The organism is uncultured Arthrobacter sp., assembly GCF_947495145.1.
Taxonomy (GTDB): Bacteria; Actinomycetota; Actinomycetes; order Actinomycetales; family Micrococcaceae; genus Arthrobacter_D.
In genome coordinates this window covers 48,620-60,001 of sequence record NZ_CANLXP010000021.1, presented here as the reverse complement: position 1 = coordinate 60,001, position 11,382 = coordinate 48,620, and the positions used below count along the sequence as shown (strand labels likewise).

Here is an 11,382-nt window from a genome sequence, read left to right as displayed (position 1 = left end):
AGGGTCACCGTTTCGCGGGCATTCTCATTTGAGGCACCGAGGGTGTTTCGCGGGCACTTTAGATGAGTCTCGTCGGGGTGTTGACTCTGAACTCGCCCCGCCGATATCCTGAACGAACGGTCGGTAATTATTTCGGGTCGGCACTTGAGCCGGCCTCGCACAGTGAGGTGACCATCATGACAACCGCGACTGACACTCCGCAGGATCTGACGGCGGAGCAGGAACAGTTCGACCGGCTGATCGCCGAGGACTCCCGCATCGAGCCCCGTGACTGGATGCCCGAGGCCTACCGCAAGACCCTCACCCGCCAGATCTCCCAGCACGCGCACTCCGAGATCATCGGCATGCAGCCGGAGGCCAACTGGATCACCCGTGCCCCCAGTCTGAAGCGCATGGCCATCCTCATGGCCAAGGTCCAGGATGAAGCCGGGCACGGCCTGTATCTGTACTCGGCTGCCGAGACCCTCGGCACATCGCGCGACTCGATGATGGCTGACCTCATCGCCGGCAAAGCCCGCTACTCCAGCATCTTCAACTATCCCGCGCGTACCTGGGCCGACATGGGTGCCATCGGCTGGCTGGTCGACGGCGCTGCAATCGCCAACCAGGTGCCGCTGTGCCGCGCATCGTACGGCCCGTACGGGCGCGCAATGGTGCGCATCTGCAAGGAAGAGTCCTTCCACCAGCGCCAGGGCTTCGAGATCCTGCTGGAGCTCGCAAACGGAACCGGGGCGCAGAAGCAAATGGCACAGGATGCGGTGAACCGCTGGTACGCCCCTAGCCTCATGATGTTCGGTCCTCCGGATGAGGATTCACCGAACTCGCAGCAGTCCATGGCGTGGAACATCAAGCGGTTCTCCAACGATGAGCTGCGCTCGCGCTTCGTGGGCATGATCGTTGAACAGATCAAGACCCTCGGGCTGACCCTGCCGGATGACCAGATCCGTTACAACGAGGCCACTCAGCGGTGGGAGCACGGCCCCCTGGACTGGAACGAGTTCAAGGAAGTCCTGGCCGGCCGCGGCCCGTGCAACGCCCAGCGCCTGGAGCGGCGTCGCGAAGCGCACGACGACGGCGCCTGGGTCCGTGAGGCCGCAGCGGCTTACGCCGCGAAGCAGGCAGCCAAACGCGCTGACCAGCGCAATCTGACAGTCGAGGCGGCATAGATGGTCGGCGGATCAACAACGGGCGACGACGGCTCCAAGGCTCCCAGCGCGGAGCAGCCGGGTCACCCGGCGGCCGAACCGTGGCCGCTCTGGGAAGTGTTTGTCCGGTCATCGCGCGGACTCAGCCACGTGCACGCCGGCTCGCTGCATGCGCCTGATGCGGACATGGCTGTCCGCAACGCACGCGATCTGTACACCAGACGCAACGAGGGTGTGAGCCTCTGGGTGGTGCCGGCGTCGTCAATCATTTCCAGCGATCCGGATGCCAAGGGGCAGTTCTTCGAGTCACCGCAGGGCAAGGACTACCGGCATGCCACTTACTACACCAAAAGCGAAGGGGTGAAGCACCTGTGAGCGAGTCCAACGCGAGCGCCACCCGCATCACTCCGGGCAACGCGCTCCGGCCGGAGGATATCGCGGCGTCGGACGCGAGGCCCAGCGAAGCTGTGGGGGAGTACGCGCTGCGCCTGGGGGATGACGCCCTCATCCTTGCCCAGCGCCTGGGCTGGTGGATCTCCCGCGCGCCTGAGCTTGAGGAAGATGTGGCGCTGGGCAACATTGCGCTGGACCAGATCGGCCATGCGCGCTCGTTCCTGGCCTATGCCGGGCATGCCTGGGGCAAGACCGAAGACGACCTTGCGTACTTCCGCGGCGAGGACGGGTTCCGCTCCTGCCACCTGGTGGAGCAGCCCAACGGCGATTTCGCGCGGACCATCGCGCGGCAGCTGGTGATGGCCGAGTACCAGTTCGAGCTGTATTCCAGGCTGATGGATTCAACCGACACAACGCTCGCCGCCATCGCCGCAAAAGCCGTGAAGGAAGTTGATTACCACCGGGACCATGCGCGCCAATGGGTGCTGCGACTGGCGCTGGGAACGGACGAGTCCCGCCGCCGCATCATCGAGGGAATCATCCTCACCTGGCCGTACGTGGGCGAGCTCTTCGAAGACGATGACCTTGTGATCGGTCTCGACGGCGTCGCCGTGCGCCCATCCACCCTTCGCCCGGCTTTCGACGCGAACGTTGACGCCCTCTTCACTGAGGCTGAGCTTGAGGTGCCGGCCGTCCCGTTCGCCGTAGGCGGCGGTCGCCACGGGCGCCACAGTGAACACCTCGGGTACATCCTCGCCGAAATGCAGGTCCTGGCCCGCGAACACCCGGGAGCGACATGGTGACCACCACGCTGACCCTTGAGCAAACTGTCTGGGAGATCGCCGCAACAGTGGCGGATCCCGAGATTCCGGTGCTCACCATTGAGGACCTCGGCGTCCTTCGCGCGGTGGAAGTTGAGGGCGGCGCGGACGGTGACATTGTCGTAGTCACAATCACCCCCACCTACTCGGGGTGCCCGGCCATGGACGCCATCCGCGACGACATCATCACCGCCCTGGCGGTGCAGGGCCACACCAACGTGCGGGTCAATCTGGTGCTGTCGCCCGCCTGGACCACCGACTGGATGAGCTCAGCGGGCAAGGCGAAGCTTGAGGAGTACGGCATTGCACCGCCCACGGGGAAGGCCGCCGCAGGGAAAGTCAGCGTGGGGTTGAGCGTCAAATGCCCGCAGTGCTCATCGCTGAACACCCGTGAGCTCACCCGTTTCGGTTCCACTTCCTGCAAGGCGCTCTACGTCTGTCAGGACTGCCGGGAGCCCTTCGACTACTTCAAGGTCCACTAATGGCAGTGAAACTAGCGCCGTCCACCAAGCGCCGGACCGCCTTTCATGAACTGACTGTTGCCGAGGTGCGCCGGCTCACTGAGGACGCGATTGAGGTAACCTTCGCGGTCCCCGAGGAGCTCAGCGGACGGTTCAATTACGTGCCCGGCCAGTACGTGGCCCTGCGAACCTCGCTGGACATTGACGGCGAACCCAAGGAAGTGCGGCGCAGTTATTCCATCTGCGCGGAGCCGAAACCGGGCGAGATTCGCGTTGCCATCAAGAAGGACCTCGGCGGTACCTTTTCCACCTGGGCGAACGAGTTCCTGAAGGCAGGCGACAAGCTCGACGTGATGAGCCCGATGGGCCAGTTCATTTCGAAGCATCCGATGACCGGGCTGAACAGTCCTGAGAGCATCGACACCACAACTGAGCATTCGTTCGTGGCGGTCGCCGCCGGTTCAGGGATCACGCCGGTCATCGCCATTGCGCGGTCGGTGCTCGCCGCCGACCCTGCAACCCGGTTCGACCTCATCTACGCCAATAGAGCCGCGATGGACGTGATGTTCCTCGAGGAACTCGCTGACCTGAAAGACCGGTACCCCGCACGGTTCGCGCTGCACCATGTGCTTTCCCGCGAACAGCGCATCTCCCCGCTGTTGAGCGGGCGGATCGACGCGGAAAAGCTGCAGACCATGCTGACCAGCGTCATCCGCACCGAAGAGGTGGACGAGTGGTTCCTGTGCGGTCCCTTCGAACTTGTTCAATTGTGCCGTGACACCCTCGCCGAACGCGGGGTGGCGCCGGAGAAGGTGCGGTTTGAGCTGTTCACCACGGGCGAGCCGACCAAGCCCGAAGGCCAGATCGGCCGCCCGGTCAAGACAGACGGCGCCGAGGATACCTTCTCCATCAACTTCAACCTCGATGGCCTGCAGGGCACGGTCTCCAGTCCCACCCACGCACGAGAGTCCATCCTCAACGCCGCACTTCGCGTCCGACCCGACGTGCCCTTCGCGTGTGCCGGCGGAGTGTGCGGTACCTGCCGCGCCAAGGTGGTCAGCGGGACCGTTGACATGGAGGAGAACTACGCCCTGGAGCCGGACGAGCTGGCCAATGGCTACGTGCTGACGTGCCAGTCCCGGCCCACCAGCCCTGAAGTCACCGTCGACTACGACGCCTGACCCAGTCGCCCTCCACAACGAACAAGGAGCAGCATGATCGACCTCGCCATTGACGGCAATGTCGCTGAGATCGTCCTGAACGCGCCCGAGAAGCTGAACTCCCTCAACGAGGAAGCGCTGGCTGAACTATCCACAGCGTACGACGACGCCGCCTCCGCTGCTGCGGACGGTCAGGTCCGTGCACTGCTGCTGCGGGGCGAAGGAAGGGCTTTCTGCGCGGGGCGCGATATTTCGCAGGTGAGTCCCGAAACCGACGACGCCGTTGCTTATCTGGACGGGCTGGTCACTCCGCTGCTCAAAAAGATGGCGGCCTTTCCCGCGCCTACCTTCGCGGCCGCACACGGTGCCTGCCTCGGGGTGGGCCTTGGCCTGCTGATCGCAACGGACGTGGTGTACGTTGCCGACTCCGCGAAGATCGGATCCCCGTTCGCCAAGCTCGGCGCAACGCTGGACTCCGGTGGACACTGGCTGTTCACGGAGCGGCTCGGTGCGCATCGGACGCTCGACCTCATTTACACAGCTGACTTGATGAGCGGCGCAGATGCCGTCGCGGCCGGTCTCTTCAGCAGGGCCTTCCCGGCGGAGGAGTTGCTCCCGTTCACGAGGTCCACGGCGGAGCGCGTCGCTGAGGGTGCAACGGGCGCTTTCCGCGCATCGAAAGAACTCGTCGCCTCCATCCGTGACCGGCGGCTGGGCCTGTGGGAGTCGGTCGCTGATGAGAACACCGTCCAGGGCGAACTGTGCAGCAGTGTGGACTACGCCGAAGGATTCCGCGCATTCCAGGAGAAAAGGGCACCCGTCTTCAAAGGCTGACGGCGGCAGGAGTCCCACGTCACAGCGGATTTTGGAATCCCGGCGGAACTCCAGCGGTTGTCCCAAGCATGACCTCGACAACATTCGATTCCACCGTCCGCAACGCAGAGACGAGCGTCCCGCTGGTTCCACTGCTTGACGAGCGCTGGAGCCCGCGCTCGTTTGACCCGGCTGCCACCATTACGGATGAGCAGCTCACTGCGCTGCTTGAGGCGGCACGCTGGGCACCGTCAGCGGCGAATACCCAGCCCCGCCGCTTCATTGTGGGCCGTCGCGGGAGTAAGACGTTCGATGCGATTGTCAGCGCCCTGATGGGTTTCAACGCCGCTTGGGCAGGAAACTCGTCCGCACTGATCGTAGCCATCGCCGAGACCTCCACGGTCGAAGGTGAGCCGCGGCAGTGGGCGGAGTATGACCTCGGACAGGCAGTTGCGCACCTCTCGGTTCAGGCGCATCATGAGGGTCTTCACACCCACCAGATGGCGGGGGTGGACTGGGATCAGGTCGCTGCTGCGTTCGGCCTGACCGAAAATCTGAAGCCGGTCACCGTGACGGCAGTCGGTGTCGTGGACGAGGCGGACAAGCTGGTCGAGGCGCTTGCTGAGCGCGAGACCGCTCCGCGTACCCGCCTGCCGCTGGACGAACTGGTGTTGGTCCGCGACTGAAGCCATCCGCGCGCCGGAGCAACAGGTTATGCAACGGTTTGAACTCAATCCTGAGTAATTTGCAGTGAAGAGCCGACATTTGTCTTTTCGTGGCATTTACTAGGACAGGTGGCCGGAGCAGTCCGCCGGGGGGCCTCATGGGGGACGGTGACATTCAGAACGGGATGTCACCTCCAGTACGGCGGACGCCCGGCCACCCTCTTCGCGTTGCACGTTTCAGATGCGATGCGTTGTTCGTCCAGGGCTAAGGGGCGCGATCAGCATTCGTCTTGGCCGGCCGGTATCCGGCGACTGCGGCACGAATGTCGCCCTCCTCGTGTGCGCCCTTTTCCTTGTTCTTGCCGAACGGCAGAGCGTTCAGCAGCGGGTGCACGATGGCCATGACGATGAGTCCCCAGGTGATTCCGACGACGGCCGAGCACAGCGTGTTCACGAGCCAGGCCAGCAGGCCGCCGACCACCGGGATGCCGACAAACGGCTCCTCGAGGGAATGAATCAGGTCATACGGCAGGTGCCAGCCGAGGTCGTATGCCCCCTGCACCATGATGTGGCCACCAACCCACAGCATGGCGATGGTTCCTACCAAGGTAATCGCAGCCAGAACTGACGGCATCCCCTTGACCAGCAGTTCGCCGAAGCGCTTGGAGCCCGCGGAAGCCTTGGTGGTCAAGTGCAGACCGATGTCGTCCATCTTGACAATGAGCCCGACGGCTCCGTACACCAGCACAGTGATCGCGATAGCCACGACAACCAGGATGAGCGCACGGGACCAGATCGACTCAGTGGCCACCTCGTTCATCGAGATGACCATGATCTCGCAGGACAGGATGAAGTCGGTGGTGATGGCGCCCTTGATCACCTTTGCCTCTGCCTCAGGGCCCCGTTCAACGGCGGGCGCCTTCTCTGCCGCGTGGTGGCCGCGCAGCTTGTGCCAGACCTTCTCGGCGCCCTCATAGCAGAGATAGGTGCCGCCCAGCATCAGGATGAAGGGAATGATCCACGGGATGAAAGCGCTGATCAGCAGCAGCGCCGGGAGGATGATCAGCAGCTTGTTCCGGAGCGAGCCCCAGAAGATCCGCTTGATCATCGGCAGTTCGCGGGATGGGTCGGCCCCAGACACGTACTGCGGGGTGACGGCGGCGTCATCAATCACCACGCCGGCGGCTTTGACTCCCGCTCTGGCAGCTCCGGCCGCGACGTCGTCCACCGAGGCTGCTGCGATGCGCGCCAGAGCTGCGACGTCGTCCAGCAGGGCGACGAGACCGCCGCTCACAGCGTGCACCTGGACTGATCGGGGGTGGGCGGCTGGCCGTGTAGGCCTCGGTCGAGGCGCGTAATTGGCATGATCCCAGTATATTGCGGCGGGCTATCTTGTGGGGGCGGCCGTTCGACGCGGGCGGCGTGCGTTAGGAACGTGCAGTAGTGCTGACGAGCAGTAGTGCTGATGTACCGCCCGGCAGTGCGCTTTCCTAGCGTGTATCGATGTCTTCGAACACAAGGAAGGTCTGGGTGTCCAGTACGCCGGGCATGGACTGGAGCTGATCGAAAATCACCCGTCGAAGGTCCACATTGTCTTCCGCTCGGACCAGCAGGATGACGTCGAAATCCCCGCCCACCAGCGCAATGTGATGCACTTCGGGGATGGCACGCAGTTGCTCCCTCAGTTCCCGCCACGAGTGTTGGCGCACCTTGAGCGTCACGTACGCGGAGGACCTGAGCCCGGCCTTGATGGGATCGATCAGCGCGGTGAACTTGGTCAGCACGTCGGTTTCCGTCAGCCGGGCTATCCGCGAGTACGCATGCGCCCGGGAGATGTGAACGTTCTCGGCGACCGCCGTGACGGAGAGCCGGCCATCGCGGGTGAGTTCGGCGAGAATCTTCCGGTCCACTTCGTCGAGGGGCTGTTCCGCCATCTGTCTACACCCTTACTGGTTATCCAGCTCACACTGTCATTGCGTCTACGAATAATATCTATTCGTAACCATTATTCCATGATTTGGGCCGTATGTGGATACGAATCTAACCGCAAAAGCATAATTGAGGAACAGTTAGTGAGTTCCCGGTACAACTTCGGGACGCCAGGCAGCGAAGCCGTCCCCTCGTCGGAACGGCTGAGGGAGGCAGCATGACCATTTCTACCGGTAGCTCGGCCGAGAACCAGTACGGCGAGTCCATGAAGCGCGCCGACACCAGCGACCTGGGTCCCACTGCGGAGGAATACATGCTTCCGTCCGCCCAGCCGGTCCAGCTCGTGAACCCCAGCGGCGAGCACATTCACAACGATCGCTACCCCCTTCCCGACGGCGAAGCTCTCCTGGCTGCCTACGAGAAGCTGGTGGTTGGCCGCCGTATCAACGAACAGGCCAACGCATTGGTCCGGCAGGGCAGGATGGCGGTCTACCCCTCATCACACGGGCAGGAGGCCTGCCAGGTGGCTGCCGCCGTCGTGCTGGAGAAAGACGACTGGCTCTTCCCGACGTACCGGGACACCGTCGCGGTCATCACGCGTGGTGTTGACCCCCTGGGAGTGTTGACGCTCCTGCGGGGCGACTGGCATTCCGGGTACGACCCCTACGAGCACAAGACCGCCACGCAGGCAACGCCGCTGGCCACCCAGCTGCTCCACGCCGTCGGAGTTGCCCACGCGGCAAAGCTGCGCGGCGAGAACACAGTCGTGCTGGCCCTGTGCGGTGACGGTGCCACCAGCGAGGGTGACTTCCACGAGGCTCTGAACTTTGCTGCGGTGTTCCATGTGCCGGTGGTCTTCCTGGTTCAGAACAACGAGTACGCCATCTCGGTTCCGCTGAAGCACCAGACGGTGGCCCCCTCGCTGGCGCACAAGGCGATCGGCTACGGGATGCCCGGCGAACGCGTGGACGGCAATGACCTCGCAGCCATGCTCTCCGTGCTGGGCAAGGCGGTTGACCGAGCGCGCGACGGCGGCGGCCCGGCCCTCGTTGAAGCCCACACCTACCGCATGCAGGCGCACACCAACGCGGACGATCCGTCGCGGTACCGCCCCCAGTCCGACGTCGACGAGTGGGTCCCGAAGGATCCGATCACCCGCATGCGCACCTACCTGGGCAACCTCAACCTGCTCACGTCAGAGGAGGAGCAGCGCATCGCCGGCGCAGCCGAAGAGACTGCCGGCACCCTGAGGGACGGGCTCAACTCCGAACCGGAGATCAACCCGGCGGATCTCTTCGAATACGTCTACACCGAGAAGACGAGCCAGCTCCGTGAACAGGCTGCGCTCCTGGCCGACGAGCTTGCACGGGAAGGTGCCCAGCAATGACTGACACCGCAGTTCGATCAGGTGCCGCCGCCAAGGCAGCCGAAGGCGCCCGGACGGGGCCCCAGCCACTCACGTTTGCCAAGGCCCTGAACACCGCACTGGCCGACGCCATGGAGGCTGACTCTTCCGTCATTATCTTCGGTGAGGACGTCGGCCCCCTCGGCGGCGTCTTCCGGATCACGGATGGGCTCACCGCCCGCTTCGGCGAGGAACGCTGCTTCGATACGCCCCTCGCAGAATCCGGCATCATGGGCATGGCCGTCGGCATGGCGATGAACGGGATGCGCCCCATCGTCGAAATGCAGTTCGATGCCTTCGCCTACCCCGCCTTCGAGCAGGTGGTCAGCCACGTCGCGAAAATGCCCAACCGCACCAGGGGCAAGGTGAAGCTGCCGCTGGTTATGCGCATCCCGTACGCCGGCGGCATCGGGGGAGTTGAGCACCACTGCGATTCCTCGGAGTCCTACTACGCACACACCCCGGGGCTCACGGTCCTGGCGCCCGCCACCGTGCGCGATGCGTACCTGATGCTCCGCGAGGCCATCCGCTTCCCCGATCCCGTGGTGTTCCTCGAGCCGAAGAAACTGTATTGGTCCAAGGAAACCCTGGATCTGGATGAGCTCCGCAAGGAAGCCGACGACGCCGCCACGACGGGTTCGCTGGTTGGCCGCGCCGTCGTTGCCCGTTCCGGAACAGACGCCACCCTCATTGCCTACGGACCCTCCGTGCCGACAGCACTTGCTGCCGCTGAAGCGGCGGCAAGCGAAGGGCGCAGCCTGGAGGTCATCGACGTGCGCTCGATCGTGCCGTTTGATGACGAGACCGTGACCGCCAGCGTGCGGAAGACTGGACGGGCCGTCGTCATTGCTGAAGCGCCGGGGTTTGCCTCGGTCGCCGCGGAGATTGTTGCCCGCGTGCAGGAGCGCTGCTTCAACTCCCTGGCTGCCCCCGTGCGTCGCGTGACCGGATTCGACATTCCGTACCCCGCGCCCAAGCTCGAGCACTACTTCCTGCCGAGCGTCGACCGGATCCTCGACACCGTGGACGAACTCCAGTGGGAGGACGCATGAGCGCCATGACAACCAGCCCCACGGTGAAGGTGTTCCTGCTGCCTGACCTCGGCGAAGGGCTCACCGAAGCCGAACTGGTGAACTGGCTCGTAGCCGAGGGTGACACTGTCTCCGTCGACCAGCCGGTGGCCGAAGTTGAGACCGCGAAATCCATGGTGGAGGTGCCCTCCCCGTTCGCGGGTGTCATCGCCCAGCTGCACGGCGAAGCGGGGACCACCATCAACGTCGGCGCGCCCCTGATTTCGGTGCGGCAGGCCGGAGCTGCGGCGGAATCGTCCTCCGCTGAGTCCATTTCCAGTCCTGATGCAGAGGCGTACCGCGAAGAGGAACGCGCGGGCGTCAGTGTGCCCACCGATGCGGAGATCGCTGCCGCGCCCGCTGTTGCAAAACCAGACGAATCGTCAGAAGAGTCAGGCGGGGGATCGGGCAACGTCCTGATCGGCTACGGCACCCCGGGAACAGATACCGGCGGCCGGACCCGGCGCCGCAGGGGTGGTTCCGGTTTGGCTACGGTTGAGCCGCCGAAGGCTCCGGATGCGCCGGTGGCACCGGGCGTGCGCGAAACTTCCTCCTCCGAGGCTGAGAAGCGAGCGGTGCTGTGTATCTCTCCGCTGGTGCGCAAGCTGGCGCGGGATGCCGGGCTGGACCTGTCGTCAGTCGAAGGCACCGGCGCGGACGGCATGATTCTGCGCCGCGACGTGGAGCGCGTTCTCGGGACTTCCGGAGACGCGGCGATACCTCAGGGAAGCAGCGATTCCACCGTGCCCGAAGGGGCTGATCAGGACCGCCGCAGTGGGTTGAATATCGCCGAACGCGTGCCCGTCCGCGGCGTGCGCAAGGCTGTCGCCGAAGCGATGACCCGAAGCCGCCGGGAGATTCCCGAGGCAACGGTGTGGGTTGATGTCGACGCAACCGCACTGATCGACCTGCGCACCGAGCTCAAGCGCCGGCAGCCGGACGCGACTCCCGGGTTGCTCGCTTTCGTCGCGCGGTTCGCGCTGGCCGGCCTGGCACGGTACCCGGAACTGAATACGCGCATCGTCGAGCGTGCGGACGGCAGCTCCGAAATCCTCAGGTTCGACGGCGTGAATCTCGGCATCGCAGCCCAGACCGACCGGGGGCTTCTGGTCCCGGCGGTTCACCGGGCGGACCGAATGAGCGCGCGGGAACTGGACGCAGAGATCCGGCGACTTGCCGCTGTCGCGCGCGAGGGCAAAGCCACACCGGCGGAGCTCACCTCCGGAACGTTCACGCTGAACAACTACGGTGTGTTCGGCGTTGACGGAAGTGCGGCCATCATCAACCATCCCGAGGCCGCGATCCTCGGGCTGGGGCGGATCATCGACCGCCCGTGGGTGGTCAACGGAGAGCTGGCCGTGCGCAAGGTAACCGAACTGACGCTGACTTTTGACCACCGGGTGTGCGACGGCGGAGTGGCCGGCGGTTTCCTGCGCTACGTGGCGGACGCCATCGAAAACCCGGGCGGTGTCCTCGCTGACCTGTGACTACGCTTGAGGGACAGCAGCCACAGAGAGGAA

At 64.5% G+C, this 11,382-nt stretch carries 12 protein-coding genes; 10 read left to right on the top strand and 2 right to left on the bottom strand.

What is annotated here, in order from left to right; translation table 11 throughout:
- The first annotated feature begins 176 nt into the window (after nucleotides 1-176).
- The 7 genes from paaA (at nucleotide 177) to Q0877_RS14080 (ending at nucleotide 5,479) form a co-directional block, all read left to right on the top strand.
- Nucleotides 177-1,166 (top strand): 1,2-phenylacetyl-CoA epoxidase subunit PaaA, encoded by a 990-nt coding sequence (paaA, locus tag Q0877_RS14110; protein ID WP_299168931.1) that lies wholly within the window; start codon nucleotides 177-179, stop codon nucleotides 1,164-1,166.
- Nucleotides 1,167-1,520 carry a 1,2-phenylacetyl-CoA epoxidase subunit PaaB gene (paaB, locus tag Q0877_RS14105; RefSeq protein ID WP_056543633.1) on the top strand — a complete coding sequence of 118 codons (354 nt, stop codon included), beginning with the start codon at nucleotides 1,167-1,169 and terminating at the stop codon, nucleotides 1,518-1,520.
- Complete coding sequence (paaC, locus tag Q0877_RS14100) at nucleotides 1,517-2,341, top strand: 1,2-phenylacetyl-CoA epoxidase subunit PaaC (RefSeq protein ID WP_299168924.1); 825 nt, start codon at nucleotides 1,517-1,519, stop codon at nucleotides 2,339-2,341. The genes paaB and paaC overlap by 4 nt, the downstream gene beginning before the upstream one ends.
- Nucleotides 2,335-2,841 carry a 1,2-phenylacetyl-CoA epoxidase subunit PaaD gene (gene paaD / locus Q0877_RS14095; RefSeq protein ID WP_299168922.1) on the top strand — a complete coding sequence of 169 codons (507 nt, stop codon included), beginning with the start codon at nucleotides 2,335-2,337 and terminating at the stop codon, nucleotides 2,839-2,841. Before paaC ends, paaD begins: the two co-directional genes overlap by 7 nt.
- Nucleotides 2,841-4,001, top strand: coding sequence for a 1,2-phenylacetyl-CoA epoxidase subunit PaaE (paaE, locus tag Q0877_RS14090; protein WP_299168920.1), 1,161 nt, complete (start codon nucleotides 2,841-2,843; stop codon nucleotides 3,999-4,001). Before paaD ends, paaE begins: the two co-directional genes overlap by 1 nt.
- A 33-nt stretch (nucleotides 4,002-4,034) precedes the next feature.
- The gene (locus tag Q0877_RS14085; RefSeq protein ID WP_299168919.1) at nucleotides 4,035-4,814 is read left to right on the top strand and encodes an enoyl-CoA hydratase/isomerase family protein; all 780 of its coding nucleotides are present in this window, start codon (nucleotides 4,035-4,037) and stop codon (nucleotides 4,812-4,814) included.
- A gap of 68 nt (nucleotides 4,815-4,882) precedes the next feature.
- Entirely contained in the window at nucleotides 4,883-5,479 is a 597-nt protein-coding gene (locus Q0877_RS14080; RefSeq protein WP_299168918.1) for a nitroreductase family protein, read from the top strand.
- A gap of 244 nt (nucleotides 5,480-5,723) precedes the next feature.
- On the opposite strand, the gene Q0877_RS14075 is transcribed toward Q0877_RS14080, so the two are convergent.
- On the bottom strand, nucleotides 5,724-6,752 hold the full coding sequence (locus Q0877_RS14075) for a DUF808 domain-containing protein (RefSeq protein WP_299168916.1): 1,029 nt from the start codon (nucleotides 6,750-6,752) through the stop codon (nucleotides 5,724-5,726).
- 196 nt (nucleotides 6,753-6,948) lie between these two features.
- Entirely contained in the window at nucleotides 6,949-7,392 is a 444-nt protein-coding gene (locus Q0877_RS14070; RefSeq protein WP_299168914.1) for an Lrp/AsnC family transcriptional regulator, read from the bottom strand.
- 260 nt (nucleotides 7,393-7,652) lie between these two features.
- On the opposite strand from Q0877_RS14070, the gene pdhA reads away from it, so the two are divergent.
- The 3 genes from pdhA to Q0877_RS14055 are packed head-to-tail and all read left to right on the top strand — an operon-like array spanning nucleotide 7,653 to nucleotide 11,349.
- A complete protein-coding gene (pdhA, locus tag Q0877_RS14065; RefSeq protein ID WP_299168936.1) occupies nucleotides 7,653-8,774 on the top strand; it encodes a pyruvate dehydrogenase (acetyl-transferring) E1 component subunit alpha in 1,122 nt (373 codons plus the stop codon).
- Nucleotides 8,771-9,844, top strand: a complete 1,074-nt coding sequence (locus Q0877_RS14060) for an alpha-ketoacid dehydrogenase subunit beta (RefSeq protein WP_299168911.1) — start codon at nucleotides 8,771-8,773, stop codon at nucleotides 9,842-9,844. The genes pdhA and Q0877_RS14060 overlap by 4 nt, the downstream gene beginning before the upstream one ends.
- On the top strand, nucleotides 9,841-11,349 hold the full coding sequence (locus Q0877_RS14055) for a dihydrolipoamide acetyltransferase family protein (RefSeq protein ID WP_299168910.1): 1,509 nt from the start codon (nucleotides 9,841-9,843) through the stop codon (nucleotides 11,347-11,349). Before Q0877_RS14060 ends, Q0877_RS14055 begins: the two co-directional genes overlap by 4 nt.
- Nucleotides 11,350-11,382: the final 33 nt, after the last annotated feature.

Excerpts from the sequence above, each read along its gene's own strand:
- paaA (WP_299168931.1), top strand. The coding sequence starts at position 177 with ATGACAACCGCGACTGACACTCCGCAGGATCTGACGGCGGAGCAGGAA.
- paaE (WP_299168920.1), top strand. The coding sequence starts at position 2,841 with ATGGCAGTGAAACTAGCGCCGTCCACCAAGCGCCGGACCGCCTTTCAT.
- paaB (WP_056543633.1), top strand. The coding sequence starts at position 1,167 with ATGGTCGGCGGATCAACAACGGGCGACGACGGCTCCAAGGCTCCCAGC.
- paaD (WP_299168922.1), top strand. The coding sequence starts at position 2,335 with ATGGTGACCACCACGCTGACCCTTGAGCAAACTGTCTGGGAGATCGCC.
- Q0877_RS14060 (WP_299168911.1), top strand. The coding sequence starts at position 8,771 with ATGACTGACACCGCAGTTCGATCAGGTGCCGCCGCCAAGGCAGCCGAA.
- Q0877_RS14080 (WP_299168918.1), top strand. The coding sequence starts at position 4,883 with ATGACCTCGACAACATTCGATTCCACCGTCCGCAACGCAGAGACGAGC.
- Q0877_RS14055 (WP_299168910.1), top strand. The coding sequence starts at position 9,841 with ATGAGCGCCATGACAACCAGCCCCACGGTGAAGGTGTTCCTGCTGCCT.
- Q0877_RS14070 (WP_299168914.1), bottom strand. The coding sequence starts at position 7,392 with ATGGCGGAACAGCCCCTCGACGAAGTGGACCGGAAGATTCTCGCCGAA.
- Q0877_RS14085 (WP_299168919.1), top strand. The coding sequence starts at position 4,035 with ATGATCGACCTCGCCATTGACGGCAATGTCGCTGAGATCGTCCTGAAC.
- pdhA (WP_299168936.1), top strand. The coding sequence starts at position 7,653 with ATGAAGCGCGCCGACACCAGCGACCTGGGTCCCACTGCGGAGGAATAC.